We start from the raw sequence: 25,375 nt of genomic DNA on the forward strand, positions 1-25,375 counted from the left end.
TAAATAATTAAAAATGAATACATCACACGCCATTGGGCTGGATATAGGAGGAACGCATATTACGGCTGCGGTTATTGATAAAGCAGAAATGAAAGTTCTTGACTTTTCGATTTGTAAAGAATCTTTCGATTCAAATATGCCAGCAGATCAGGTTATGAGTATCTGGAAAAAAGTAATTAGTACCGCAATAGAAAACTCTAAGATTAAAGATATTAAAGGAATTGCAATTTGCATGCCTGGACCTTTTGATTATAAAAACGGAATTTGCTGGATTAAAGATCAGTCGAAATACGAACATTTTTACGGATTAAACATTCGAGAATTGCTTTTGGAAACTCTAGATTTTCCTGCAGATTTTCCAGTTCTTTTTGAAAATGACGCTGTTTGTTTTGGAAAAGGAGAAGTTTTTAAACAGCAGGAAAATCTTTCTAAAAAAGTAATGGCAGTAACATTAGGAACTGGATTGGGAGCGTGTTTTATTGACAAAGGAACATCAATCAGTTCAGGAAGTTCTGTTCCCACTGATGGCGAAATATACAATCTGTCTTATAAAGATGGAATTGCCGAAGATTATGTTTCGGTTAGAGGTCTTTTATCACATTACAAATCTTTAAGCGGTTGCGATCTTAATAATGGTTTAGAACTTTATAATCTAGCAAAAAATGGAGATCAGAAGGCAATTCAGGTATTTGAAAGAATGGGAGAGGATTTAGCAACAGTCGCAATTCCGTGGATTATCAACTTTACAGCAGATCATATTATTATTGGAGGAAAAATTGCCAATGCAAGCGATTTGTTTTTGTCTTCATTTAACAAAACAATTCAGAAATCGGGTTCTGAAATTCAAGTTTCCATTTCGAATGATAATGAAATTGCAGCCTTGTTAGGTGCAGTTAGTTTCCTTTGTGATTAAAAATAAAAACGGATGAGTATTGGACTCATCCGTTTTTTTGTTTTACTTATTTAGTATTACATATCTTTTTGACTGTAATAGAAAAGCCTTTAAATACGAATATCTAAAGGCTCTTTATTTTTTAAGTTTCTTCTGAAACTTCATCTGGCGGAGAAAGAGGGATTCGAACCCCCGGACCTGTTACAGTCAACAGTTTTCAAGACTGCCGCATTCGACCGCTCTGCCATTTCTCCAGTATGTTGCTCTCATTTTCTGATTGCGAGTGCAAAGATAAGGTGTTTTTTGAATTGTGAAAATTTTTTTGAAACTATTTACAAAGAAAATGATCGACTCATAAAAAAGAAAATCCCTAAGAAAGCTAAAGATTTAAGAGTGAGGCAAAAACAGAAAGAATGAAATTAAGGCGTCTTAGTTTACTTTGTGAAATATTTCAATTTAAGATAATTTTTAATCTGTGATGAGGTTTTAAGTAACAAATCAGAAGATTTGCGACATATAACTTAAACCAGATAAAAATGATGACACTTATAGCAATATTTTTTCCATGTATCTCCTTTCTTTTAAGAGGTAAAATTTTAACATCTTTACTTTGTTTAATTTTACAGCTTACTTTAATCGGCTGGTTGCCTGCTGCCATATGGGCTGTCATATCACTTCAGAATTCAAGAGCCGACAGACGTAATGAAAAACTAATAAGAGCCATGCGAAAAAGATGATTTTTTCATTTTCAAAGTATATGGAAATTTATGCCCATTTCTCATCAATAATTCCAGGTTTTTCAAAATCAATTATTCGCTCTTTAGGAATCATCAGTTTTTCAATTTGATTTTGATCTAAGTATTGTTTTTGCTCTTTGATAAAATCAGAAGCGTCTAATACAAATTCAATTTTTTCTTTTACCAATTTTTCAAAATCTTCTTCTGTCAAATCCAGCTGTATGGTTTGTCTTTCGATTTCTTTTCCAAAATAATCGTAATCAGAATTCCACTTCGGTTTTACTTTTTCTAAAATCTCTTCAAAAGCTTCTTTTCTTGTCCAAACAGCCAATGCGCTTTCCTGATTTTCTTTTTCGCTCAATTGGTAATGATGCATTATGGATAGAAAACTTAGATGTATTGAATTTGCTTTCAAACCGCTGTAATCAGCCTTTCCAAGATCTTGGTTTTCTATAATAGAGGTAGCTATAGTTTTCGTGTTAAGTAGATACAATACGACAAATTCTTTTACTATACCATCATATGGAGGGTTGTCAAGAATGTCAAGGTTTTTCATTACATAACCTATTATATTTTGCCCGTTTTTAGGCAACTCTTTTAATCTATCTGGATAATTTTCAAGAGCTATTGCAAAACCCTTATAGCTTGATTCGCCTAAAACGGGAACTTTTCTTCTGAATTCAAAATCCCATTGCACCAGTCTTTTGGTTGCGTATGCAGCTATTACTTCATTGGCTTGCTGTTCTATTTGTTCTAAATACTTTTTAGCCTCTTTGGTGCCAATATCTGCAAGCGCCCAAGTACATTTTCTCTGCAAAGGAAAGTACTCATTCCAACTAATATATTCATAATCTGAGAATGCTACTTTAAATAAAGTTTCTGCTGTAATAGGGTTTGAAATATATTGAAAAGCGCTAGCCATATCTTCGTGAGCTTCATGCCATTCCGATTCGAACAGTTGACAAAGAAGCAAAAGAATTTCTTCATCTTTTTCATAAGTGTAAATAAAAGAAAGAGCATATTCATATACACCGTCACTGTCTTTCTCTGTTAAAAGCCTTTTTATTTCAATTAAATCAGTTTCTCTTTGGGTCATTCGTTTATTTAAGATTTGGATTTTGGGAACGGGTGATTGGTATTCGTTTATTTCTTGAGCTAATATAAACAATTTGCGTTGGCTCAGTAGTTTGGTTTTTGAACAACTTTATTTTACGGTGGAAGTTCCGCTTAGAATAGGTCTTGAATATATAACTGAAATTTAAAGTCGGAGGGTGTTGCAGTAAAAAAGAAAACCCTTAACGAAGTTAAGGGTTTCAAAGTTCTGCGGAGAAAGAGGGATTCGAACCCCCGGACCTGTTACAGTCAACAGTTTTCAAGACTGCCGCATTCGACCGCTCTGCCATTTCTCCAGTATGTCGCAATCATTGTCTGATTGCGGGTGCAAATATAAGACGGTTTTTCGGTTATAAAAACTTTTTTCGGACTTTTTTTTTGAAGTTTTCTAAGATAATTTTCAAGTGTCTAATTATCAGTATTTCCGAAAGTGATGTTTTTTGAAAAATTAATCTAAATCGTCTAAAATTGGCGTTGGTTTTTTGTTTTCGTCAACAGCAACAAAAGAAAAAGTTCCTGAAACTACCGTTTCGCGAAGTTCAGAATACATTTGTTCCATGAAAATATCGACGTGAATTTTACAGCTAGTTCTTCCAACGCTGTCTACTTTTGCTACTAATTCAATTAATGTACCTGCAGGAATTGCTTTTTTAAAGTCAATTTGCCCTGTAGAAATCGTAACTACTTTTTTACGGCTGAATCGAGTCGCGCAGATAAAAGCAACTTCATCCATTAAATGAAGAGCAGTTCCTCCAAATAAAGTATCATAATGATTCGTTGTACTAGGGAAAACGGCTTTAAAAATACGAGTTTCCGATTTCTGAATTCTTTCTTCTACTGTTCCCATATTAGTAATTAACATATTCTGTAATTTCAAGTCCGTATCCAATCATACCGACACGTTTTGTTTGTTCTGTATTCGAAACCAATCTTATTTTAGAAATATCTATATCATGAAGAATTTGAGCTCCGATTCCGTAATCTTTGCTGTCAATAATCACTTTCGGAGCTTTTAAAGTTCCGTTAGATTGTAATGTTTTAAGCTCAGAAATTCTATTTAAAAGATTTACAGCAGTCATATCTTGATTGATAAAGATAACAGCACCTTTTCCGTTTTCATTAATCACTTTAAACATATCGTCTAATTGCTGTTCTGCATTATTAGTTAATGTGCCCAATAAATCGTTGTTTACCTGAGAAGAGTGAATTCTGGTCAAAATAGGTTCGCCAAGATTCCAAGTTCCTTTAGTTAAAGCAATATGAATTTGTTTGTTGGTAGTTTGTTCGTAAGCTCTTAAACGGAAAGTTCCAAAACGAGTTTCGATATCGAAATCTTCTTTTTTAACAATCAAACTATCGTGTTGCATTCTATAAGCAACTAAATCTTCGATAGAAACTAATTTTAAATCGAATTTTTTAGCCACTTTAATCAATTCTGGCAAACGAGACATTGTTCCGTCTTCGTTTAAAATTTCGCAGATTACACCAGCAGGTTTAAATCCTGCCAAACGTGCAAAATCAATTGCTGCTTCAGTATGTCCAGTTCTTCTTAAAACACCGCCTTGTTTAGCAATTAAAGGAAAAATATGACCAGGACGAGCTAGATCGTGTGGTTTTGTATTAGGATCAACTAAAGATTGAACCGTTTTTGATCTATCTGCTGCAGAAATTCCAGTTGTAACTCCTTGACCTTTTAAATCTACAGAAACAGTAAAAGCAGTTTCCATGTGATCTGTATTGTTGGTCACCATGGCACGAAGATCTAACTCCTTGCATCGGCTTTCTGTAAGTGGTGTACAGATTAATCCACGTCCGTGAGTAGCCATAAAGTTGATCATTTCTGGAGTCACTTTTTCGGCAGCAGCCAAAAAATCACCTTCATTTTCTCGATCCTCATCATCGACTACAATGATTACTTTACCTTGACGAATATCTTCTATAGCTTCTTCAATGGTATTCAGTTGTATTTTTGTTGTTGACATAATTATTTTTGCTTTTGAGCAGGTGAAAACCGCTCAGAGATTTTCTGAAATAGTTGTGAAATAGGAGTTGTAATCGCATCAAAATTAATTAATCCATTATCGTTTGTTGCGCGATAGGTTAACAATATTGCAAGAGGCGACAAAATAAAAGAGGACATCCATGATCCTAAAAATGGAGTCATACCGCCTTCTTGAGATACTCTTTTTCCGAAAGTATTAATAAAATGGAAAGTAATAAAGATTAAAACTGCAAATACAATAGGAAGTCCAAGTCCCCCTTTTCTAATAATAGCACCAAGCGGAGCTCCAATAAAAAACATTAAGAAACAAGCAAAAGCAATTACAAATTTCTCGTACAATGCAGTCAAATGCTTGTTGATTTCTCGCTGTTTGTCTTTTAAATCTCTTTGAGTAGTTTCGATTGAATAGATGCTGCTCGTAACATTGCTTCCGGCCATTTTTAAAACATCTACTTTTTCTTTGTTGGAATAAATAGATAAAAGATCATTTGGAAGTGGTTTCTTCTTGATGTTTTTTTGCGAATCTGTAAAAAACTTTTTAAAGCCAACTCGTTGATTAATGTTTTCAGAAAAAGAAACAATTTCGTTATCTAAATTTTTACTCAAGGAGTCTAGAGTATAGCGCAATTCATTAACATTCAACATTGCATTTGTTCCTGCAATGCTTTCTTTGCTGTCATCAACTTTGTTAAGTTCAGATAAATCGATGTTGATGATCTGTGTTTTAAATTTACCTTTTATAAAAGGCATTTTTGCACGATCTTCATATTTTTTTGGCGTAACATCTTGGTAGTAATAGCCATCATTTAAAACTAGCTTTAAAATACTAGATTTTTCGTTACTGACTAATTCACCAGTTTTAGCTTTAATTACGGTTTTGTTTTCCCCCATATTATTCGCTTTCTCGTGAATAGTTACACCAGTTAGATGATTACCATTTTCGCCAGATTTTTTGTTTACTTTAATGTTGTAAGTGCCGACATCATTAAACTGACCTTCGGCAATAGCCATCGCAGGTTTGGCTTGTGCGATGTTTTTTCTAAAGTTGACAAATTTATATTCGGCATACGGAATGACGTTGTTTGCAAACCAAAATGCCACAATACTTAGAACGAAAATAAAAATAATCAGTACTCTCATTGCTCTTTGCAGTGAGATTCCTGAAGATTTCATGGCTGCGAACTCATAATTTTCGGCAAGATTTCCGAAAGTCATAATAGAGGCTAATAAAACCGATAAGGGTAAAACCAGCGGTATAATTCGTGGCATAGAAAAAAGCAGGAATTTCACGACCAATGTTAAGTCGAGATCTTTACCTGCTAGTTCTGAAATAAATAGCCATACTGTTTGAAGTATGAATATGAAAAATAAGATTACAAATACCGTAGTAAATGTAAATAAGAATGTTTTTAATAAGTATTTGTCTAGTATTTTCAACCTTCTGATTAATCTAATTTATTGATGTAGTATTTCGGGTATTTACTCGCTACAAAGGTAAATTGATTTTTTGATAATGGCTGATTGGTTTTAAAAGAATTAACGGTTAAAGTTGTTTTTGTGCCGTTTTTTCCAGTTTCAATCAAATTATAGATGTGTTTTGTCTGAACGTCAATACCTAACAAAATTTCTTTTCTTTGGTCTTTTCCGCTTGTAGGAACTAATTTGATGTATTGAATTTTTCTTCCTTTTACATTCTGAACAATGTCCATGTTGTATTTGTAGCCAGAATTGAAGAAAGTAAGCATTTTTGAAGGAGTGATAGCATTATCATCTTTCTCGTTTACTTTAGAAATAGTAACTTCTTCGTCTTCAGGAACAATAGTGTAGGTTTTCTGACCGTCAAAAATTTTGGTAACGCCCATAAAATTCAAAACATATTGATTTCCTTTCATCGTTACGTTTCCTTTACTGTCTTGATTGATATTTTCTTTGGCATTATTCAAAGAATATTTAAAGTCGATAACAATATTGTCGTAGCTCTTTATTTTAGAAGTCACTTCGTTCAATAAATCTTTCGCTTTTTTATCTTGAGCCTGAACAGAAGTGAAGCTCAAAAGCAAAATAATTGCCATTTGAAAACACTTTTTAGTCATGTTTGTGATAGAATTGTTGTTGATTTCTTGAATTTTTGCTTTCATGATTGGATTAATTTTGTTCATTATTAAAAAATTGATCAAGAGCATTTAAATCTAAGATGTTTACACTGCGCGCTTTACTGCCTTCAAACGGACCAACAATACCTGCTGCCTCAAGTTGATCGATCAAACGACCAGCTCTGTTGTATCCTAATTTTAATTTTCGTTGCAATAAAGAAGCAGAACCTTGCTGAGCATTGACAATAATCTCTGCCGCTTCTCTAAATAAAGTATCTCTTTCGGAAATATCTATATCAAGATTAATGCCACTTTCTTCTCCAACGAACTCTGGAAGCAAATAAGCTGTGGCATATGCTTTTTGTCCGCCAATAAAATCGGTAATTTTTTCGACTTCTGGTGTGTCAATGAAAGCACATTGCACACGAATTACGTCGTTTCCGTTTGTGTATAATAAATCTCCTCGTCCAATTAACTGATCGGCTCCTTGTGTGTCTAAAATCGTTCTAGAGTCAATTTTAGAAGTTACTCTAAATGCGATTCTGGCAGGGAAATTGGCTTTAATTAAACCGGTAATAACGTTTACCGATGGTCTTTGTGTCGCAATAATCAAGTGAATGCCAATGGCACGTGCTAATTGAGCCAAACGAGCAATCGGAACTTCAACTTCTTTTCCTGCAGTCATAATCAAATCGGCGAACTCATCGACAACCAAAACGATGTAAGGTAAGAATCGGTGGCCGGCTTCTGGATTTAATTTTCTAGACTTGAATTTATCGTTGTATTCTTTAATATTACGAACCATCGCATCTTTTAATAAAGAATAACGATTGTCCATTTCGGTACAAAGTGAGTTTAAAGTATTGACCACTTTTGCATTATCAGTAATAATAGCATCTTCAGTGTCAGGAAGTTTAGCTAAATAATGTCTTTCAATTTTGTTAAAAAGCGTAAGCTCTACTTTTTTCGGATCGACCAAAACAAATTTTACTTCAGCTGGATGTTTTTTGTATAAAAGCGAAGTTAAAACCGCATTTAATCCAACCGATTTTCCTTGTCCCGTTGCTCCAGCCATCAATAAGTGAGGCATTTTAGCAAGATCGACAACAAAAGTTTCGTTTGAGATGGTTTTTCCTAAAGCAATTGGCAGTTCCATTTCGGCCTCTTGGAATTTTGCAGCTCCAATTACGCTTTTCATAGAAACCATAGTAGGGTTTTTGTTCGGAACCTCAATACCGATCGTACCTTTTCCTGGAATTGGCGCAATAATACGAATTCCTAATGCTGATAATGATAAAGCAATATCATCTTCTAAACTCTTAATTTTAGAAATTCTGATTCCTGCCTCCGGCACAATTTCATATAAAGTAACCGATGGTCCAACGGTTGCTTTAATCTGTGCAATTTCAATTTTGTAGTTACGAAGTGTATCTACAATCCTGTTTTTATTTTCTTCTAATTCTTCTTGATTGATTGTAATTCCGCCAGTTGAATATTCTTTTAATAAATCAATGGTTGGGAATTTGTAATTGGATAAATCCAGAGTTGGGTCAAATAATCCGAAATCGGCAACTAAGCGAGAAGCTAAGTTTTCTTCGATAATATCTTCTTCTTCTGCTTTTTCAATTACAAACGCTTCATCAGGAGAAACTAATGGTAATTCTTGTTTTGGGGTAATTGGCTTTAAAACTGGATTTAGCTCAATTTCTGATGAATGAGAAATAGTTGGTTTTAAAGCTTCTTTGTTAAGTTCAAATTGCGTGTCAACTGTTTTGATGTGAATATCATCTATTTCAGGATCACTTTCAACTTCTTCTTTAATAGCAAATTCTTCCAGATTATAAGCGCTTTCAGGTTGGTTTACAGCTGGTTTTAACTTGTCTAATTCTGATTTGAATTCTTTTTTAGTAGAATCAAAATACGATTGGATTTTTTCTGGCGATAATTTGATTTTGAAGATCAAATAGATAATTAAACCAAAAAGCAGTGTAAGCAGTGTGCCTGTTTTTCCAATATAATCTTGAAGGAATAAATTTAATTCGTAACCAATTGTTCCTCCAAGTTCTGGTGCAGAAGTAGCGAAGAAACCAAATAGTACAGAAACAACAATAATAGCAAAAATGTCCCAGAACCAAGTATTTTTTAGTTTTTGGGTCGAAAGCTCCAATGCTAAAAACATTCCGGTAAGGAAAAACAAACGTACAAAAATGAAAGAGGCAAGTCCGAAACCTCTATAGATAATTAAATCGGCAAGATAAGCTCCGAATTTTCCGAGCCAGTTTTCAGCAACTTCGGCACGATCACCGAGCTGATTTACGACACTTTGGTCATTTTGCCATTGTCCGTTTACATAAAAAGAAATAAATGCGACCAATAGTGCAATAGAAAAAAGAACCAAAAGACAGCCTAAAACAAATCTTTGCTGTTTAGACATCTTAAATGATCTTTTAACTCCTTCCTGTTTTTCGTTTTTTTTATCTACAGTTTCTTTTTTATTTTTTGCCATTCTTGCGTTTTCCTTTGCCTAAATAAATTTTGGGATATAAATAATCAAGCCTATTGCAATTGCAGTCATTGCGGCAAAAAATACCGCTCCGGCAGCAATATCTTTAATAAAACCGATTCGTTTGCTGTAATCAGGATGGATAAAATCGGCAATTTTTTCAACTGCCGTATTTAATCCTTCAATGCTTAAAACCAAACCAATGGCCAGTGTCTGACACAGCCATTCGGTTTGAGAAATATGAAAATAGAATCCAGCAATCGTCATGATAATTCCCAGAGAGAATTGTACCATGATGCTGTGTTCTGTCTTAATCAATTTTACAGCTCCGTTAAAAGCATAAGTCATGCTTTTTAACCTACCTGTAAAAAATGTATTATCTTTTTGAAACTCCATTTAAGGGAAAATATTATAGTGCTGCTAAAGCTGCTTCGTAATTTGGTTCGTTTGCAATTTCTGCAACTTGTTCTGTGTGAACGATTTTTCCATCAGCATCAACAACAATGATTGCTCTTGAGTGTAAACCTGCTAAAGGACCATCAACGATTTCTAATCCGTTTGCTTTTCCAAAAGCACCAGTTTGAAAATCTGATAAGTTTACTACATTTTCTAAACCTTCAGCACCACAAAAACGTTTTTGAGCAAAAGGTAAATCTCTAGAAATACATAAAACAGTTGTGTTTTCTAATCCGCTTGCGCTTTGGTTGAATTTTCTAACAGATGCAGCACAAGTTCCTGTATCAACACTTGGGAAGATATTTAAAACTAATTTTTTACCAGCAAAAGTGCTTAATGTAGCAACTGATAAATCGTTTTGAACTAATTTGAAGTCAGCTAATTGCGATCCAACTGCTGGCAATTCGCCTGATGTATGAACTGGATTTCCTCCTAATGTGATAGATGCCATGATTTTTGTTTAAAATTAATGAGGCTCAAAAGTAAGGATTAATATTTGAATCTAAAAGTATTTGTTATCGGTTTAAGGAGAGATTAAGATAGGTTTTTGGGTGGCCACAAATTCACGAATTTTTTTAAATATTTTAGATTTTTTGCGCTTGTCAGGCTGAGCGGAGTCGAAGCCCACACAAGTAACTCTTCAATTTAAATTGATAATCTTTGCGGAATTACATTGAAGGGCTTCGACTTCGCTCAGCCTGACAATTTTGTTCAATAATTATATGGTGTCTATTGAAACCGTTTAGTCGCGAGAGGGATAGGAGCAAGCTACCGAAGTAGCGCGGATAGCCCGACAGTATTTGGGAAAACGGGCGAATTAAGATAAAGTATGTTTGCCCGTTTTTTCAAATACTGTCTCGCCCTGATTATTTTAGATTTTAGATTTAGTGTGATTGCGATTTTACCTTTGTCAAAGTTTTAAACTTTTACAAAGGTTTGATTTTGTTATGTGTGGGTTTCGACTCCGCTCGGCCTGACAAAGATTTCGAGAGACTGTGACTGAATACTGCGACTGAACACTAAAAACTGAACACTAAAAACTGAATACTAAAAACCTGAACACTGTAAACTAAAAAAAGCGTCTCCAGATAGAAACGCTTTCTCAGCTTTGTTTTTTTATTTATCCTTTGGGAGGAAGCCGATTTACTTATCGATTGATCCTAAAACACGTTTCATGAACGTATTTAAAGCTTCTTTTTTATCTGTTCCTTGAGCAACCAATTTTTGCACTTCAAGGGCGCCGTACATATTCGAAATCAATTCGCCAATTACGTCTAATTCTTCGTCTTTAAGAGAGGGAATTTCGGTCATCGCTTCTAGAACTTCGATCGTTTCAATGATGTAATCCTGATCGTTTTCTTCGATGAATTGCGTTAAATGTTTAATTACTGGTAATTTCATAGTTTAGATTTCTTAGATTTTTAGACTTGCTTAGACTTCTTAGACTTTCTATAATTTTTATACAACATCTAAGTTGTCTTAAAATCTAAGTAAGTCTAACGATCTAAAATTAAGCAATTGCGTTTACCAAGTCAATTAAAACTTCTTGTTTGTTGGTTTGCGTTTCGCCAACTAATTGTCCGTTTACGAAAGTTGCAAATGTTGGCAAGTTGCTCACATTAGCTAATTTTCTTGATTCAGGAGAATTTTCTGCATCAACCAAAACAAAAGTAATAGCTTCATTTTCTGTCGCTAGTTTTTTGAATTTTGGTTTCATAATACGGCAATTTCCACACCATGAAGCTGAATATTGTACTACTACTTTTTCGTTTTTAGCAACTAAATCTGCTAACGTATCTTCGTTTAAGTCGATTAACATAGTTTTCTGTATTTAAATTCCAAGTTTATAAATTCCAAATTCCAAATCTTACGATCGAACTTAGAAAATCTAAATTTTGAAAATATTATTGATTTTTTGAGAGAGAAAAATTCCAAATCCCAATTGGAATTTGGAATTTTAAAAATTTGGAAATTTTATTTCTTAGTTTGCACTTAAGTATTCAGCTGTACTGATTCTGTCTGCAGACATTGCTTCTTTACCAGCTTCCCAGTTTGCAGGACAAACTTCACCTTTAGTTTGGATGTGAGTGTAAGCGTCAACCATTCTTAAGTATTCGTTTACGTTACGTCCTAATGGCATATCGTTTACGCTTTCGTGGAAGATTTTTCCAGTTTCGTCAATAAGGTAAGTAGCTCTGTAAGTTACGTTTGAACCTTCGATGATAACTGAATCTGTATCTTCGCTATAGCTTGTAGATTCGATATCAAGAATACCTAAAATGTTAGCTAAGTTACGGTTTGTATCAGCTAAGATTGGGTAAGTAACACCTTCGATTCCACCATTGTTTTTTGGAGTATTTAACCAAGCAAAGTGAACCTCGTTTGTGTCGCAAGAAGCACCAATTACGATAGTATTTCTTTTTTCGAATTCTGGTAATGCAGCTTGAAAGGCGTGTAATTCAGTTGGACATACAAAAGTAAAATCTTTTGGGTACCAAAATAAAAGTACTTTTTTATTGTTGTTTACTGCTTCTTCAAAAATGTTGATTTTTAAATTGTCACCCATTTCTGAGATAGCATCTACTGCAATACTTGGGAATTTTTTTCCTACTAAAGACATAATATTCGTTTTACGTTAAAAATTTATTTGGTGCAAAAGTAGGGCATAAGTACAGGTTCTTACAATAAGATGTGATTATAAAAATTTATAAGTTGATAAATTTTGACTATTTAGTATTTTAAGTTATTGAATATCAATATTTACTGGTAAAATGCCATTGAAACTATTTTTTTCTAAAAATTGAATTCCTGCTGTTTTTTGAAATTCTTCAAAATCCTGATACGCCTGAATTAATCCCGAAGCCTTTTTTAGATTCGGAATAAGAGGTAAAACGTACGGGTTTCCAAAAACGTAAACAATGCATTTTTGGGTTTGCAGCAAATCAGAAAGTAGTTCTAAAACTTCATCATTTACTTCGAAATTATTTAATGGTTTTGCTTTTGGAACAAATAAGGAAATAATGATCGTGTCGAATTTCTCTAACTCACTTTTGATCAAATTGATGTCTGAAGTTTCTAAACTTTCAAAGGCAAATTCTGGTGAAGCTAATTTTGCATTTAAAGTTTTGAAGAATGTATTTTCGGTATTTTTATATACACTCAGTTTGGCTAATTTGTTGTTTTTCTGCGCTTCAAACGCTAAATCTGAAATGCCATTATCAATGATTTTGGTAATTGCATTTTGAGCGATTTCAAGATTTAATTGAGATGTTTTTTCGAAGTTTAATTCGCCTGAAATTGCTGTATTTCCAGAAAGGATTCCTGCTTTTTCTTTCGCTTTCATGATTCTATTATAACTTTCAAAAATACGGTATGGAGAAGCATTTTTATAAATCGCTTCAATTCCTTCGGGAACGTTTTCTGCGAAACATAAAACATCATTTCCAGCATTGAAAGCTTCCCATTCTAATTGGCCTTTTGTTTCGTACAATTTCGAAACGCTGTGCATATTTAAAGCATCAGAAATTACCAAGCCATCGTAACCTAATTGATCACGCAAAAGATCTTGAATAACGGCTTTTGATAAAGTTGCAGAAGTATCTTTTCCGTCATTTAAACTCGGAACGGCCAAATGTCCAATCATAATCGAATCAACATTATTTTCAATTCCTTTAATGAACGGATATAATTCGTTTTCCATTAATTCTTCCAGCGTTTCCTTTAAAACCGGCAAACCTAAATGCGAATCGACATTGGTGTTCCCATGTCCAGGAAAGTGTTTCAGACAGCCTAAAACGCCAACTTCTGACATTCCTTTTAAATATTCAATTGAAAAATCGGCTACTTTTTCTTTGTTTTCACCAAAAGAACGATAACCAATTACAGGATTGTTTGGATTATTATTGATGTCTGCCAAAGGCGATAAATTATACTGAATTCCAGCTGCTTTTAAATCTAAACCAATTTGTTTTCCAACTTCGTAAACTAAGTTTGCTTTGTTTTCTGGTAAAGCGCCAAGCGTAATGGCATACGGATATTGCGGTGTTTTTTCGATACGCATTGCTAAACCCCATTCTGCATCAATACTGATTAAAAGTGGAGTAGAAGCTGCTTTTTGATAACGAGCAATAAGTACTTTGATTTTTTCGTAACTGTCATCGTTGAAAACCACTTTTTTCTTACTCTCGTAATTGGTTGCAGCGCTAGCACGGCTATGGAAAAAGGTCAATCCGCCAATATTGTATTCTTTGATTAAACGTTCCGTTTCCTGAATATTTTCTTCGGTATCGTTGATGAATACTGCTGGAAAGAAAAATTGTCCTATTTTTTGTCGTAATGCTTCTGCTGTGATTTTCATTATTATAAAGTCTTTTTCATGCAAACACTATTATCCATTTTCTCGTAAGGTGGATAATTGGGAATTATGGTATAATTTAATTTTTGATATAAGTTGATTGCTTCCGGCTGATTTTTTCCAGTTTCGAGAATGGTATACGTATAACCAACTTCTTTTGCCCAGATCTCTAATGCTGCTAAAACTGCCGATGCAATACCTTTTTTTCTGTAATCAGGATGAACATACATTCGTTTGATTTCTGTTGTTCCTGGTTCCTTTTCGCGAAAAGCGCCACAGCCAACAGGAATTCCGTTTTCATAATACACGAGCACATGTTTTATCTTATCCGTTTTGTTGAACTGATTGTAAAACGCATGATCTTCACCATCTCTAATCGCTAAATCTTGATCTAGTAAAGCAACCAAATTTATAAAATCGATATCATCTGAATTCGTACGTTTTAAAGTAACCATGTCAAATAAATTTAGTTATCTTGTTTTTACCATTAAGGCATTAAGTTCATAAAGCTATGGCTTAAATTGCTTAATCTATTCGAGGTAGAAAAATTAAGCTTAGCGCCTTAGTTTTACTTTATTCTCTTCTTTTCAATAAGAAAGTTCATAAAGCTTGGCTTAAATTACTTAATGTCTTAATGGTAAAAATTATTTCAGTTTTGCCTTCTTTTGTTTAGCCAATTGTTTTTTGGTTTCAAGCGCTTTTTCCAATCTGTTTTTAAAACGGAAAAGCTTTGGTAGTCCTTCTAATCGGTCTTCAATGGTGATTATTTCGTAAACCACAATTGCTTTTTCTAAAACGCGGATTTCATTGTCCAGATCGTTTTCGTTTTTGTAGATCGTTGCCAATCGATCATAAGGGTGATTTCCTTTAAAGCCTTCTGCAACATTTTCTTCATACAACTCAATCGCTTTTTCTAGATTTCCATTTTTCTCGAACTCAGTTCCTTTCAGATTGCGTTCGTTCTGCAAATTCTCATTGATTTCCATAGGTAAAGTTTGATTTGGGGGTTAAACTTCTTCTGATTTCTTCCCAAAATCTTTTGGGAAAGTTAAAAAACGTGATAAAATAAGACCTGGAATTGTAGCTATTAGAACCCAAATAAAGAAGTTTTGATAGCCTAAAAATTTCTGAATATAACCGCTTAACATTCCTGGAAGCATCATTCCTAATGCCATAAAACCAGTTGCCAGTGCATAATGTGCTGTTTTTGATTCTCCTTCGGCAACATGAATCAAATACATCATGAAGGCGGTAAAGCCAAAACCGTAACCGAATTGCTCTACAATTACAACGGCATAAATATAATAAATTGATGTAGGATGAAAGAAAGCCAATAATATAAATCCTAAAATTGGAAGGTGCATGGCCAAAAACATAGGAAACATCCATTTGGTCAATCCTTGTTTTGAGATTGCAATTCCGCCTAAAATACCTCCAATTGTTAAGGCTGCAACTCCGCAAGTTCCGTAAATGATTCCAACCGCTTCAGTATCTAATCCCATTCCGCCTAATTCTTTTGGATCAAGTAAAAACGGACTTAGCATTTTAAGCAATTGAGATTCTCCTAATCTGAAAACCAAGATAAAAGTTAGAATTAAGCCAATTTGTTTTTTCTTGAAGAAACTGGCAAATATGGTTCCGAAACTTTGATTTGGTATTTCTTTGTGGTTTTTTACTGCATTAACTTCATTTTTTGGTGTGAAAATGAAATTATAAACGGTAATGAAAGCCATTAATAAACCAACACAAATCATCGTGTAAGACCAAGCCTTTGTATTGTCTCCAAATTTATGTTCTAAATAACCTGCAAATAGTACTACTAATCCGTTTCCTGCCAGCATTGAAAGTCTGTAAAAAGTACTTCTAATACCAATAAAGAAAGATTGCTTGTCTTCTGGTAAAACCAATAGATAAAAGCCATCGCTGGCAATATCATTAGAAGCCGATGCAAAAGCGGCAACCCAGAAAATGGAAAGTGTCATGATAAAAAATCCGTTGAGCGGAATGGTGAAACCAACCAGCAGAAAGGCAATCGAAATTATTAATTGCATCAGCAGAAACCATTTTCTTTTGGTTCCGATTAATTCGATAAGCGGACTCCAAAGCGGTTTAATAACCCAAGGCAGATAAAGTAAACTGGTGTAAACACCAATATCTTCATTTGTAATACCTAGATTTTTGTACATAATTACCGAAACAGAGATAATTATGGCATACGGTAATCCAGAAGCGAAGTTAAGAAGCGGAATCCAAAACCACGGTTTATTATCTGTTTTCATTTGGTTGAGCTGGTATATAGTTTTTTAAAGGCTTTTTTAAATCTATTGCAGTTGGCGAACTTTCGTTGGCATAATAATCAATAAAAGTTACTGCGCAGGCTTTGTAAAGATTCAGTTTTCCGGCTGCTATCGCGAAGTTGATTTTTCCGTCAACTTCTTTAATTGTTACTTTTTCGATGATTTTTGTGGCATCGTTTATGTCAATTTTTGAAACATGTTCGCCTCCATAAACCACCATGTAACGAACTTTCGTATTCAGCGGACTTTTGAATGTAAAGTTGTATTTAATGCTGTCTTTACTGTATTCTAATACTTTTGGCGTATCGATAATGACGTGTCTTAAATTTGGAACTGCTGCTGGAAGTGCAGGATATTTATATTGATTTTCTTCTAAATGGCGAACCACATCGAAGTTTTTCCCCATGAACCATTTTGAGCTGAAATAAGCACTTCCTGATACATTTTTGAAAGTTCTTAAAAAATCAATTTGAGTTGGAATTTCGGTCATATAATTCCAGTTTTTATCTCCGTCAGCTCTAATTTTGTATGTCGCGTGACCGATATAAATAGCGGTATTATTGGAGTTTTCAGACCACCATTTTACCAATTTAGAATAAGAAGCCCTCGGATTATTCATACTCCAATACAATTGAGGTAAAATATAATCGATCCATTTTTGATCCATCCATAACATCGGATCTGCATACAAATCGTCGTAGTTAGATGTAGATTGTGTTTCAGAACCTTTTGGATCTTGAGATTTATTTCTCCAAACCCCAAACGGACTAATTCCGAATTGAACCCAAGGTTTACTTTCTTTAATTGTATTTGAAATAGAATGTACAAAGTTGCTCACATTTGCGCGGCGCCAGTCAGCACGGCTTAAACCTGAACCATATTTTTGGTAAGAAGCATTGTCGTTAAACACTTTTCCTGGAACAGCATAAGGATAGAAATAATCATCAAAATGAACTGCATCAATATCATAGTTATCAACGACTTCTTTTACGACTTTGGTTAAATGCGCCTGCACTTCTGGCAATGCAGGATCGTAATAGTATTTTCCACCGTATTCAATCATCCATTCTGGATGTTTAAAAAGATCATGATTTGGGCTTAAAAGATTTTTATTCAAATCGAAAGTCGCACGATATGGATTCAGCCACGCATGAAATTCAAAACCTCTGTTATGCGCCTGTTCAATCATCCAAGCCAATGTATCGTAATAAGGATTTGGAGCCAAACCTTCTTTTCCTGTCAAAAATCGAGACCAAGGCGCAAATTCTGATGGATAAATAGCATCTCCAACACTTCTAACCTGAACAATTACAGCATTGTAATTCAGTTTTTTATAAGCCTCTAAAATTTCAAGATAATCAGCTTTTTCTTTTTCTACATTATCTGTACTTGTTTTCGGCCAGTCAATGTTTACAACCGTTGCAATCCAGACACCTCTGAATTCGTTTTTAGGATGCATGTTTTTTTCCTGTGCATTAGAAATCGAAGTAATGAAAAATGAAATTAAAAGAAAGAATATTAAGTGCTGATTTTTATGCATTTCAATGTTTTTTAACAGGAATCAAAAATAGTTTTTTTTCCGCCACGAATTCACGAATTATTTTTTTTAATGATTGTGTGTTTTTCCGCCACGAATTGTTTTTTTAGGATTGTGTATTTTTCCGCCACAAATTCACGAATTATTTTTTAATGATTGAAAATAATCCAATCAGTATAATCCGTGTAATTAATCGCGCTTATTTCGCATAGATTAGCGCTAAATTCGTGAATTTGTGGCTATAATTTTAATCAGGAAACGAAATTTTCCCCATTGTTACCGATGGAATTCCTTTGCTGTTTCCAAAATTGTAATCTCCTCCAGAAACGGTTTCGTTGGCCAAAAGCGCAAATAAAACCGCTTCTTTGGCATCACTTAAAATGCCCAAATCGTCGCTAGTGTGAAACTGGCAAGGCAATAATTCCTTTAGCCATTTTACCAATAACGGATTATTCGTTCCGCCTCCAGACATATAAATATGAAAATCTTCTGCTGAAATAGGAGTGTTTTTTATGGTGAAAAAAATCGCTTCTGCAATAGTTTCAGCACTTAAACGTGTTAAAGTCGCTAGCAAATCTGATGCCGAAATATTTTCTAAGCCACATTTTACCAAAGCCGACTGCACAAAATCGAAATTAAACAGCTCTTGACCAATTGATTTTGGAAAGCTTTTTTGGAAGAAATCATCTTTTTTAAGTTCGTTTAAAAGTTCTTGATTTACAGTTCCTTGTTGTGCGATTTCAGCATCTTTATCGTAACTTTTTTCAGGGAAATAATGTTTGGTAAAAATATCGATTAAGGTATTTGCAGTTCCCGTATCGGTTACAAAAACTTCCTCGGCGTTCAGAGAGGCTGGGAGATAAGTATAATTCCCGATTCCGCCCATGTTGAGCATAATTCGGTTTTCGCCTTTTTTTCCGAATAATAAGTAATCGCCATAAACAGCCAAAGGTGCGCCTTCGCCACCCGCTGCAACGTGTTTTTGTCTGAAATCTGAAAGCGTGATAATTCCCGTTTTTACTGCAATATGATCTCCGTCTCCAATTTGCAAAGTTGCGTTTGGAAATTTTTCCTGCTGATGCAAAAACTTCGGAGCGTGTAAAACGGTTTGTCCGTGAGAAGCAATTAAATCTACTTCGCTTGAAGAAATATTCCATTTAGAAAGACAATCGTTAATCATGTCACTGTGCAATATTCCGATCCACTCGTTTAATAAAGCCAAATGCTGAAAATCGATAGTTTTCTGTGCAAATACTTTTCTAATCTCGTTTTTAATGTCTTCAGAATAAGAAATCGTTTCAAATTCTAGGATTTTCACATTCGTATTTTCGCCAGAACCCGAAATAGCGCACAAAGCAATATCAAGTCCGTCGAGAGAAGTTCCAGACATTAAACCCAATATTTTTCGGGTTTCTTTTTGAGCTATAGTATAGAGTGCGGTTATATTTTTATTCATTTAAAATGAGGGTTTATAGTAGTCAGTTTATTGATAACGCTAAAATGGGATTATTTCGGATATAAAACTATAGATTTTAGACAATTTTTATTTTTTGAATGTCATTATTATAGAATTAGAATTTGTGATAAAAATCCTAAAAAATAAAATTCAAACTTACCGTCTTTTCTATATATTTGCTCATAACCAATTCAAAAAAAATAAAATCATGTTAGTTATTATAGGACTTTTTGTTTTCCTTTTTATTATCGGAATCGTAATCTACAATTCACTTATCGGAAAAAGAAATCAAGTTACCAATGCGTTTTCGGCGATTGATGTAATGCTGAAAAAACGTTTCGATTTGATTCCGAATCTTGTTGAAGTTGTAAAACAATACACAAATTACGAACAAAGCACATTAACTAAAATTGTTGAGCTTCGTGCTAGAGCAACTTCTGGGAATTTAACAGATGAAGAAAAAGCAAGTTTGGATACTGAATTAAGTTCGGCTGTAAAAGGTTTAATGGTAACAGTTGAAAATTATCCTGATTTAAAAGCCAATACCAATTTCTTAAATCTTCAAACAACTTGGACAGAAAGCGAAGAGCAAATTGCAGCAGCAAGAAGGACTTATAATGCTTCTGTAACAGATTATAACAACGCTATTATGATGTTTCCTGGTAATATGTTTGCGGGAATGTTGGGTTACACTAAAATTGATGTTTTAGAAACACCAGAAGAAGAACGTAAAAATATTAGTGCAAAAGAACTATTTAATAATTAATGGATTCAGAAATAAATTCGAAAGCAAACTTGCAAGACATTCTGAATAGCTTAGAAGTTGATCGAAAAAAAATAGCCGAAACCTATCAAACCTGTTACATTTTAATTGGACTTGCAGTGTTGATTTTGGCTATTGGATTAATCATTCGATTTGTTCCTTTGGGGATTATTGGCTGTTTGGTTCCTATAATTATTGCCATTGTAATGTATTTCAGAATAGAAGACGATGCTATAAAATACAAGTTGACTTATAAAATGAATGTTGTTGGAGCGGCGTTAAAAGACATTAACGATACGCTGACTATAACGCCACAAAGCGGACTTCCAGAATATGAATTTATAAGTTCGGAACTTTTTACAACAAGACCAGATCGCTATAAAACACAGGATTTAATAAGCGGAATAGTCGATAAAACCTCTTTTTGGTTTGCCGAAGTCCACGCCGAGTATAAAACGGAAACTCGAACTAAAAATGGAACAAAAACAACTTGGCATACGATTTTTAAAGGAATTGTTTTTGTAGCTGATTTTAATAAAAATTTTAATGTTTCGACTGTTGTACGTCCAAAAGGTATAGCAGATGCAATTGGTTCATGGTTTTCGAAAAACGTTTTCAGTTTCGGTAACTCCGAGTTAGTACAATTAGAAAATACAGTCTTTGACGAAATATTTGTTACTTATTCTAAAAATCAAATCGAAGCGCGATACATTTTAACGCCTGCCATGATGGAAAGAATTTTGGATTTAAATAACAAATGTGATGAAACAATTTCGATCTCGTTTATACATTCTAAAATGTATATCGCTTTTCCGTTGTCTCACAATTACTTTGAAGCACCAATTCATTCTTCACTTTTAGCGTCTGATTTACTTACTGATGATCTTTCGATTGTTCAGTTTATGCAGGATATTGTTCATGAACTGGATTTGAATACTAGGATTTGGGGGAAGGAGTAAAAAGTTCTATAAATTACAATTACTATTTGATTATTTAAACTAATCTATGAAGAATACAATATTTACAATGTTATTTGGAGTTTTTATAAATGTCCTTTTTAATAATGCTGTTTATGCCCAAGAAAATGTTCCAGAACTAGGTCCTACTGTATCGGTAGATTATTCTGCACTTTCATTTGAAAAAGTAGTAATAAATGGCAAAGTTGGTTTAAAGGATAAAAAAGGCAATATAGTTATACCAGTAGAATATGAGGATGTTGATGTTTTTGAAACGCAATTTCCAATAGCTGTTAAAAAAAATGATTTCTGGGGTGCGATAGATTCTGATGGTAAAATGGTAGTTCCGGCACAATATGAAGGACTTTTTAGGTTTCAGGATAAAAATTATGCCTCGGTAAAAAAAAATAATAAATATGGTTTGATTGACAAAACAAATCAGATTTTGCTTCCAATACAATATGACCAGGATCTCTGGTTTTATGATGGAATATCGAGAATTCGTCTAAATGAAAAAATTGGACTTATTAACGAGCAACTCAAAATCATTTATCCTGTTGAACTTAGTGACTTGTATGCCTTTGATGAGACAGGATCGGCCGTAGCTTCAAAAAATGGAAAATGGGGATTAATTGATAATAAAGGAAAAATAATTGCGCCTTTTGTCTATGATGCTGTCTCTTCATTCTATAACAATCGAGCGCAATATAAGCTAAATAAGAAAATAGGAATGATTGACAGAAGCGGTAAAGCAGTAATTCCAAATAATTATGAAATGCTTTCGAACTTAGATTTTAATCAGATTGTTGCAAAAAAAGAAGGTAAAGTAGGGCTTTTAGATAGCGTTGGTAAAGTGATTATTCCTTTTAAGTATGATTTAATTCAGCTAGGTTTAAAGGAGTATATACCAGCCAAGAAGAAAGATAAATGGGGATATATTAATAAATCTAACAATGTAGTAATTGATTTTAAATATGATGATGCTCTCATGAACACGACTGATTTTTTTGTTGTAAAACAGAAAGATAAATATGGAGCTATTGATAAAGATGGAAAAATAATACTACCCTTTATTTTTGATGAAGCAATTATATCAGATAATTTTATTGCCAGCTATCCTTCGCTGCAATACAGATTCACAAAAGATGAACAGAGCATTTATTTTAATGAAAAGCTAGAGTGTGTAAAAAATTGTAGAAAATTAAGCAAGTTAGGATTAGATAATTATATGATTAAAAAATAAAAAACAATTACAACGAAATAGAAACCTCGACTTAAAAATCGAGGTTTTTTTCATTTAAAAATCTTACTCCAACTCCAAATAAGGATTTAAAGTTTCAGCTAATTCATTGAGCCAGTAAAAGCTGTCTCTTAATTTGATGATTTCGCTTTGAAAGGTTTCATGTTCGCTCAAAACACATAAAGCGAGTGTGAAATTAACTTGTCTTAAAGTTTTAGCCATTTCATCAGGATCGATTCTGTCGTTGAAGAAATTCAAAAGCTTGATTTCGGTTTGTTTTGAAATTGTGTTGGTACTCATAATCTTTGTGTTTAGGAAAAGAACCCGCGCAGCTAAGGTGTCCTACGCCACAAAGTGCGTTGCAGTTGTTTCCAATACTGCCACCATACCGCACGGGCAAAAGTTTTTTTGATATCATATTTCTTTGTGTTTAGGACTGTAAAGATATCAAAAAAGTATTTTTAAGTAAGAAAAAGATTATTTTTTTTTATTGACTCATTTCAATATATAATCCCTCCAAGCCTCTACAATAATTTTAAAATGTGAAGTTGGTAAAGTAAAATCAGGCTTAATAGTGTTATCGAATTCCCAAGCTTCCATATCTTGGTAAATTTTAGTTTCTAAAATAGTTATATCAGCAAAATATAAACTTTGAGTTTGTCCTCCTCCTTTTTTTATTTCGCCATTAAGAACTTTATTTATGTTTTTGTTTAAAAGTCTTTCAGTTTCTTCAATAGTATAATGATCATTAATATAAGCGGATAGCCAAGTATTAATACTATGGATTTGTTTTCCAAATGTGTTAGCGAATTTTACTTCATATTGATTTAGTATATCCATGATTTAATTAATAGCATTACAAATATAGATTAAATATAAAATGATATTTTGAGAAAAGGTAAACTCAAAGAGATTTCCACGCAGTTTGTCATTTCGAGGAACGAGAAATCACACGCGGGATTCCGTAAACATAATCGACAATCTATGTGGTTACGAGTGTGATTTCTCCCTTCGGTCGAAATGACAAGATTGGGAAATTTCTTTTGAAAATAGAATTATTAGATTTAGATTTGAACTACAAATTATGATCGAAAAAATCTTAAAAGACTACATTACATTTATCAGAAGCTTCGAAGCTTTATTAAAAGATAAATATCAAAAAGATATAAATCCATGTTTGTTTTCAATTACTTTTTTTGAAAGAGTAGGTTCAATAGATGGTATTGAATATTATTTTCACGGAAGTGGATGCACTGCAAAAAAAGATGGAGTTATTTATGCTTACGATATTTCAATTTTTGAAAAGGATATAATCGAATTTTCTCAATGGAATCTTACTGAACTTATAAGAACTCATCCAGAATATCAGAAATTAAATTATAGTGAAGATTATATCGAGTATGAACTTTACCAACTTATAAATAAAGGGATTTTAGAATGGTTAACTATCGAAAGAATTGAAGGAAAAGCTTTTGGATGTGTTTTTAAATGTTATAGAGTTGTTCAGGAAGCGTTTTTTGTTTGAAGAATTAATCTAGTCCATATCTTTTTACCATTTTTTGGTAATATTCATCATCCGTTAGTTTTCCTCCATTAATTATTTTATTATCTGAGTCATACTCGTAAAAGCATAATGTAGTTTCTCCAACTGATAATGAAGTTCTGATTAGTTGTCCATTTTCATTGTATTCATTATCCCAACCTAAATGACTTCCATTTTTATATTCTATCTCATTTTGAACTGCTTCATTTGGAAATTTATCTAATACTAAATATCCAGTATAAAAATCTCCTCTATAAAGTATTTTTGCATAGCCGTCATCATCCATCTCACCATGTTGAATTTGATTAAGATCAATTCTTAATTTATGAGGTTGTTTTAAACTCATTTGTTTTATTTTTTATTGATTTTCTAATCTAAAATTTGACAAAAAAATATAGGTAAATATAAACCGTTATTTTGAAAAAAGTTAAATCCCTTTAATTTCAATATAGTTTTATCATTTCGACGAAAGGAAAAATCAAACTAGAAATTCGACAAAGATTGGCGATTCTCTTTACGGAATCCCGCGTGGGATTTCTCCTTTCGTCGAAATGACAAGATTGAGGGAATTTGTGGTACAAATGTTTACCAATTACTTCTAATGATACAAAGTGCCCTAGCCCTGATGGAAGCGGCATCCTTTTGTGGTGGGGTTCACCACAAAAGATATAGCGGACAGCAGGAATAGCTTCTGAAAAATATCTTATTTGATTGGCCAGCCAAATTTTAAAATATGTTGTACAAAGTCTTCGGCTTCTTTGTTGGTTTCGATTACATAATCATATAAAGAAAAATCAACACTGGGTTCTTTTGTAACGGTTGCAAATTTGATGTTTTCATTTGAAAATTCGATTGCTAATTTATGTTCGAAATTTTCAGGAAAGCAATCAATTTCATAAATCTGAAATTCGTTGAAGGCTTCATAAAAGGTTATTTGTGATCCAAATATGGTTTTTAAGTAATCCTTGAAATTTTCTACATTTATTTCTCCTGTATTAGAAAGATCTTTTGATGCATTTTCTTGTTTTTTGTCAAATACAAAATCAGAGAAAAGTAATGCAGATAAGATAATATTTAGACACCAGACAGAACAGATAAATGAAAATCCATAATAATAAAGGTCATAGTCTTTTTTTATGTAGGTTATGCTAAAACTTGCGATGAAAATTAAAATGGTTATAAAACTTAGACTAGGAGTGGGTTTTAGATTAAAGCATAGTCTTAAAGTGATTAGCTGAATGGATAGATAGACAATTAAAACTGCAAGAAAAGCAAAGACTTCGATTCCGAAACTGAATATTAGCATTACGAAATAAAAGAGACAAAATGCTAGACCTATGAAAAAGAACATAAAAGTCATGATTAGAAAATTGCGAATAAAATTTCTAAAAATACAAGAATGAAAAATGCCTAAAAAAGTGCAATAAATTACA

Annotated in this window: 27 protein-coding genes and 2 tRNA genes; 6 read left to right on the forward strand and 23 right to left on the reverse strand. The window is 33.3% G+C overall.

Translation table 11 applies throughout. From position 1 onward, the window contains the following. Positions 1 to 13: 13 nt before the first annotated feature. Positions 14 to 913 carry an ROK family protein gene (locus tag NCC77_RS08160; protein WP_250835137.1) on the forward strand — a complete coding sequence of 300 codons (900 nt, stop codon included), beginning with the start codon at positions 14 to 16 and terminating at the stop codon, positions 911 to 913. Positions 914 to 1,058: 145 nt separating this feature from the next. Here NCC77_RS08160 and NCC77_RS08165 read toward each other — a convergent pair. Then, a tRNA-Ser gene (locus NCC77_RS08165) sits at positions 1,059 to 1,146 on the reverse strand. A gap of 285 nt (positions 1,147 to 1,431) precedes the next feature. Here NCC77_RS08165 and NCC77_RS08170 point away from each other — a divergent pair. Then, positions 1,432 to 1,629: a YqaE/Pmp3 family membrane protein gene (locus NCC77_RS08170; protein ID WP_250836251.1), complete on the forward strand. Its 198-nt coding sequence runs from the start codon at positions 1,432 to 1,434 to the stop codon at positions 1,627 to 1,629. 28 nt (positions 1,630 to 1,657) lie between these two features. On the opposite strand, the gene NCC77_RS08175 is transcribed toward NCC77_RS08170, so the two are convergent. From NCC77_RS08175 to NCC77_RS08260, 18 genes are all read right to left on the reverse strand, one after another. Then, the gene (locus tag NCC77_RS08175) at positions 1,658 to 2,725 is read right to left on the reverse strand and encodes a DUF4291 family protein (RefSeq protein ID WP_250835138.1); all 1,068 of its coding nucleotides are present in this window, start codon (positions 2,723 to 2,725) and stop codon (positions 1,658 to 1,660) included. 228 nt (positions 2,726 to 2,953) lie between these two features. Then, a tRNA-Ser gene (locus NCC77_RS08180) sits at positions 2,954 to 3,038 on the reverse strand. Between the two features lie 152 nt (positions 3,039 to 3,190). Continuing rightward, positions 3,191 to 3,589 carry an acyl-CoA thioesterase gene (locus tag NCC77_RS08185; RefSeq protein WP_125721663.1) on the reverse strand — a complete coding sequence of 133 codons (399 nt, stop codon included), beginning with the start codon at positions 3,587 to 3,589 and terminating at the stop codon, positions 3,191 to 3,193. A 1-nt stretch (position 3,590) separates the two neighbouring features. Continuing rightward, positions 3,591 to 4,724: a 3,4-dihydroxy-2-butanone-4-phosphate synthase gene (gene ribB, locus NCC77_RS08190; RefSeq protein ID WP_172426962.1), complete on the reverse strand. Its 1,134-nt coding sequence runs from the start codon at positions 4,722 to 4,724 to the stop codon at positions 3,591 to 3,593. Between the two features lie 2 nt (positions 4,725 to 4,726). Continuing rightward, positions 4,727 to 6,181 carry an LptF/LptG family permease gene (locus NCC77_RS08195; protein WP_250835139.1) on the reverse strand — a complete coding sequence of 485 codons (1,455 nt, stop codon included), beginning with the start codon at positions 6,179 to 6,181 and terminating at the stop codon, positions 4,727 to 4,729. 8 nt (positions 6,182 to 6,189) lie between these two features. Next, positions 6,190 to 6,816 (reverse strand): outer membrane lipoprotein periplasmic chaperone LolA1, encoded by a 627-nt coding sequence (gene lolA1, locus NCC77_RS08200; RefSeq protein ID WP_490019314.1) that lies wholly within the window; start codon positions 6,814 to 6,816, stop codon positions 6,190 to 6,192. A 73-nt stretch (positions 6,817 to 6,889) separates the two neighbouring features. Next, on the reverse strand, positions 6,890 to 9,343 hold the full coding sequence (locus tag NCC77_RS08205; RefSeq protein WP_250835141.1) for a DNA translocase FtsK: 2,454 nt from the start codon (positions 9,341 to 9,343) through the stop codon (positions 6,890 to 6,892). 18 nt (positions 9,344 to 9,361) lie between these two features. Then, entirely contained in the window at positions 9,362 to 9,736 is a 375-nt protein-coding gene (locus NCC77_RS08210; RefSeq protein ID WP_250835142.1) for a diacylglycerol kinase, read from the reverse strand. A 13-nt stretch (positions 9,737 to 9,749) separates the two neighbouring features. Further along, complete coding sequence (gene tpx / locus NCC77_RS08215) at positions 9,750 to 10,247, reverse strand: thiol peroxidase (RefSeq protein WP_095931755.1); 498 nt, start codon at positions 10,245 to 10,247, stop codon at positions 9,750 to 9,752. 692 nt (positions 10,248 to 10,939) lie between these two features. Beyond that, positions 10,940 to 11,197 carry a DUF6952 family protein gene (locus tag NCC77_RS08220; protein WP_008462029.1) on the reverse strand — a complete coding sequence of 86 codons (258 nt, stop codon included), beginning with the start codon at positions 11,195 to 11,197 and terminating at the stop codon, positions 10,940 to 10,942. A 109-nt stretch (positions 11,198 to 11,306) separates the two neighbouring features. Then, on the reverse strand, positions 11,307 to 11,615 hold the full coding sequence (locus tag NCC77_RS08225; protein WP_007805605.1) for a thioredoxin family protein: 309 nt from the start codon (positions 11,613 to 11,615) through the stop codon (positions 11,307 to 11,309). A gap of 162 nt (positions 11,616 to 11,777) precedes the next feature. Then, the gene (locus tag NCC77_RS08230) at positions 11,778 to 12,416 is read right to left on the reverse strand and encodes a peroxiredoxin (RefSeq protein ID WP_012024184.1); all 639 of its coding nucleotides are present in this window, start codon (positions 12,414 to 12,416) and stop codon (positions 11,778 to 11,780) included. 123 nt (positions 12,417 to 12,539) lie between these two features. Beyond that, positions 12,540 to 14,153, reverse strand: a complete 1,614-nt coding sequence (locus NCC77_RS08235; protein ID WP_250835143.1) for a glycoside hydrolase family 3 protein — start codon at positions 14,151 to 14,153, stop codon at positions 12,540 to 12,542. A gap of 2 nt (positions 14,154 to 14,155) precedes the next feature. Beyond that, positions 14,156 to 14,605, reverse strand: a complete 450-nt coding sequence (locus tag NCC77_RS08240) for a GNAT family N-acetyltransferase (RefSeq protein WP_250835144.1) — start codon at positions 14,603 to 14,605, stop codon at positions 14,156 to 14,158. Between the two features lie 189 nt (positions 14,606 to 14,794). Then, on the reverse strand, positions 14,795 to 15,136 hold the full coding sequence (locus NCC77_RS08245) for a hypothetical protein (protein WP_095931751.1): 342 nt from the start codon (positions 15,134 to 15,136) through the stop codon (positions 14,795 to 14,797). Positions 15,137 to 15,157: 21 nt separating this feature from the next. Continuing rightward, positions 15,158 to 16,429, reverse strand: coding sequence for an MFS transporter (locus NCC77_RS08250; RefSeq protein WP_250835145.1), 1,272 nt, complete (start codon positions 16,427 to 16,429; stop codon positions 15,158 to 15,160). Further along, positions 16,416 to 17,987 carry a glycoside hydrolase family 10-like protein gene (locus NCC77_RS08255; protein ID WP_250835146.1) on the reverse strand — a complete coding sequence of 524 codons (1,572 nt, stop codon included), beginning with the start codon at positions 17,985 to 17,987 and terminating at the stop codon, positions 16,416 to 16,418. Before NCC77_RS08255 ends, NCC77_RS08250 begins: the two co-directional genes overlap by 14 nt. Positions 17,988 to 18,231: 244 nt before the next feature. After that, positions 18,232 to 19,440: an anhydro-N-acetylmuramic acid kinase gene (locus NCC77_RS08260; RefSeq protein WP_250835147.1), complete on the reverse strand. Its 1,209-nt coding sequence runs from the start codon at positions 19,438 to 19,440 to the stop codon at positions 18,232 to 18,234. A gap of 208 nt (positions 19,441 to 19,648) precedes the next feature. Here NCC77_RS08260 and NCC77_RS08265 point away from each other — a divergent pair, with 208 nt between their 5' ends. From NCC77_RS08265 to NCC77_RS08275, 3 genes are read left to right on the forward strand one after another with little or no spacing between them, the layout of a single operon-like run. Then, positions 19,649 to 20,206 carry a LemA family protein gene (locus NCC77_RS08265; RefSeq protein ID WP_250835148.1) on the forward strand — a complete coding sequence of 186 codons (558 nt, stop codon included), beginning with the start codon at positions 19,649 to 19,651 and terminating at the stop codon, positions 20,204 to 20,206. Further along, positions 20,206 to 21,162, forward strand: a complete 957-nt coding sequence (locus NCC77_RS08270; RefSeq protein WP_250835149.1) for a DUF3137 domain-containing protein — start codon at positions 20,206 to 20,208, stop codon at positions 21,160 to 21,162. The genes NCC77_RS08265 and NCC77_RS08270 overlap by 1 nt, the downstream gene beginning before the upstream one ends. 46 nt (positions 21,163 to 21,208) lie before the next feature. Beyond that, positions 21,209 to 22,402: a WG repeat-containing protein gene (locus tag NCC77_RS08275; protein WP_250835150.1), complete on the forward strand. Its 1,194-nt coding sequence runs from the start codon at positions 21,209 to 21,211 to the stop codon at positions 22,400 to 22,402. Between the two features lie 63 nt (positions 22,403 to 22,465). Here NCC77_RS08275 and NCC77_RS08280 read toward each other — a convergent pair whose 3' ends face one another. Both NCC77_RS08280 and NCC77_RS08285 read right to left on the reverse strand, forming a co-directional pair. Continuing rightward, positions 22,466 to 22,699 (reverse strand): hypothetical protein, encoded by a 234-nt coding sequence (locus tag NCC77_RS08280; RefSeq protein ID WP_250835151.1) that lies wholly within the window; start codon positions 22,697 to 22,699, stop codon positions 22,466 to 22,468. A gap of 195 nt (positions 22,700 to 22,894) precedes the next feature. Further along, entirely contained in the window at positions 22,895 to 23,239 is a 345-nt protein-coding gene (locus tag NCC77_RS08285) for a hypothetical protein (RefSeq protein ID WP_250835152.1), read from the reverse strand. A gap of 244 nt (positions 23,240 to 23,483) precedes the next feature. Between NCC77_RS08285 and NCC77_RS08290 the strand changes: the two genes are divergently transcribed. Beyond that, positions 23,484 to 23,924 carry a DUF6896 domain-containing protein gene (locus NCC77_RS08290; protein ID WP_250835153.1) on the forward strand — a complete coding sequence of 147 codons (441 nt, stop codon included), beginning with the start codon at positions 23,484 to 23,486 and terminating at the stop codon, positions 23,922 to 23,924. Between the two features lie 4 nt (positions 23,925 to 23,928). On the opposite strand, the gene NCC77_RS08295 is transcribed toward NCC77_RS08290, so the two are convergent. Further along, positions 23,929 to 24,288: a hypothetical protein gene (locus NCC77_RS08295; RefSeq protein ID WP_250835154.1), complete on the reverse strand. Its 360-nt coding sequence runs from the start codon at positions 24,286 to 24,288 to the stop codon at positions 23,929 to 23,931. A 357-nt stretch (positions 24,289 to 24,645) separates the two neighbouring features. Further along, on the reverse strand, positions 24,646 to 25,248 hold the full coding sequence (locus NCC77_RS08300; protein ID WP_250835155.1) for a hypothetical protein: 603 nt from the start codon (positions 25,246 to 25,248) through the stop codon (positions 24,646 to 24,648). Positions 25,249 to 25,375 lie beyond the last annotated feature (127 nt).

Source organism: Flavobacterium tyrosinilyticum (assembly GCF_023656565.1).
Lineage (GTDB): Bacteria > Bacteroidota > Bacteroidia > Flavobacteriales > Flavobacteriaceae > Flavobacterium > Flavobacterium tyrosinilyticum.

What these genes read in the sequence shown, in the direction of transcription:
- NCC77_RS08160 (WP_250835137.1), top strand. Translation starts at nt 14, where the DNA reads ATGAATACATCACACGCCATTGGGCTGGATATAGGAGGAACGCATATT.
- NCC77_RS08170 (WP_250836251.1), top strand. Translation starts at nt 1,432, where the DNA reads ATGACACTTATAGCAATATTTTTTCCATGTATCTCCTTTCTTTTAAGA.
- NCC77_RS08175 (WP_250835138.1), bottom strand. Translation starts at nt 2,725, where the DNA reads ATGACCCAAAGAGAAACTGATTTAATTGAAATAAAAAGGCTTTTAACA.
- NCC77_RS08185 (WP_125721663.1), bottom strand. Translation starts at nt 3,589, where the DNA reads ATGGGAACAGTAGAAGAAAGAATTCAGAAATCGGAAACTCGTATTTTT.
- ribB (WP_172426962.1), bottom strand. Translation starts at nt 4,724, where the DNA reads ATGTCAACAACAAAAATACAACTGAATACCATTGAAGAAGCTATAGAA.
- lolA1 (WP_490019314.1), bottom strand. Translation starts at nt 6,816, where the DNA reads ATGGCAATTATTTTGCTTTTGAGCTTCACTTCTGTTCAGGCTCAAGAT.
- NCC77_RS08205 (WP_250835141.1), bottom strand. Translation starts at nt 9,343, where the DNA reads ATGGCAAAAAATAAAAAAGAAACTGTAGATAAAAAAAACGAAAAACAG.
- NCC77_RS08210 (WP_250835142.1), bottom strand. Translation starts at nt 9,736, where the DNA reads ATGGAGTTTCAAAAAGATAATACATTTTTTACAGGTAGGTTAAAAAGC.
- tpx (WP_095931755.1), bottom strand. Translation starts at nt 10,247, where the DNA reads ATGGCATCTATCACATTAGGAGGAAATCCAGTTCATACATCAGGCGAA.
- NCC77_RS08220 (WP_008462029.1), bottom strand. Translation starts at nt 11,197, where the DNA reads ATGAAATTACCAGTAATTAAACATTTAACGCAATTCATCGAAGAAAAC.
- NCC77_RS08225 (WP_007805605.1), bottom strand. Translation starts at nt 11,615, where the DNA reads ATGTTAATCGACTTAAACGAAGATACGTTAGCAGATTTAGTTGCTAAA.
- NCC77_RS08230 (WP_012024184.1), bottom strand. Translation starts at nt 12,416, where the DNA reads ATGTCTTTAGTAGGAAAAAAATTCCCAAGTATTGCAGTAGATGCTATC.
- NCC77_RS08235 (WP_250835143.1), bottom strand. Translation starts at nt 14,153, where the DNA reads ATGAAAATCACAGCAGAAGCATTACGACAAAAAATAGGACAATTTTTC.
- NCC77_RS08240 (WP_250835144.1), bottom strand. Translation starts at nt 14,605, where the DNA reads ATGGTTACTTTAAAACGTACGAATTCAGATGATATCGATTTTATAAAT.
- NCC77_RS08245 (WP_095931751.1), bottom strand. Translation starts at nt 15,136, where the DNA reads ATGGAAATCAATGAGAATTTGCAGAACGAACGCAATCTGAAAGGAACT.
- NCC77_RS08250 (WP_250835145.1), bottom strand. Translation starts at nt 16,429, where the DNA reads ATGAAAACAGATAATAAACCGTGGTTTTGGATTCCGCTTCTTAACTTC.
- NCC77_RS08255 (WP_250835146.1), bottom strand. Translation starts at nt 17,987, where the DNA reads ATGCATAAAAATCAGCACTTAATATTCTTTCTTTTAATTTCATTTTTC.
- NCC77_RS08260 (WP_250835147.1), bottom strand. Translation starts at nt 19,440, where the DNA reads ATGAATAAAAATATAACCGCACTCTATACTATAGCTCAAAAAGAAACC.
- NCC77_RS08265 (WP_250835148.1), top strand. Translation starts at nt 19,649, where the DNA reads ATGTTAGTTATTATAGGACTTTTTGTTTTCCTTTTTATTATCGGAATC.
- NCC77_RS08270 (WP_250835149.1), top strand. Translation starts at nt 20,206, where the DNA reads ATGGATTCAGAAATAAATTCGAAAGCAAACTTGCAAGACATTCTGAAT.
- NCC77_RS08275 (WP_250835150.1), top strand. Translation starts at nt 21,209, where the DNA reads ATGAAGAATACAATATTTACAATGTTATTTGGAGTTTTTATAAATGTC.
- NCC77_RS08280 (WP_250835151.1), bottom strand. Translation starts at nt 22,699, where the DNA reads ATGAGTACCAACACAATTTCAAAACAAACCGAAATCAAGCTTTTGAAT.
- NCC77_RS08285 (WP_250835152.1), bottom strand. Translation starts at nt 23,239, where the DNA reads ATGGATATACTAAATCAATATGAAGTAAAATTCGCTAACACATTTGGA.
- NCC77_RS08290 (WP_250835153.1), top strand. Translation starts at nt 23,484, where the DNA reads ATGATCGAAAAAATCTTAAAAGACTACATTACATTTATCAGAAGCTTC.
- NCC77_RS08295 (WP_250835154.1), bottom strand. Translation starts at nt 24,288, where the DNA reads ATGAGTTTAAAACAACCTCATAAATTAAGAATTGATCTTAATCAAATT.
- NCC77_RS08300 (WP_250835155.1), bottom strand. Translation starts at nt 25,248, where the DNA reads ATGCTAATATTCAGTTTCGGAATCGAAGTCTTTGCTTTTCTTGCAGTT.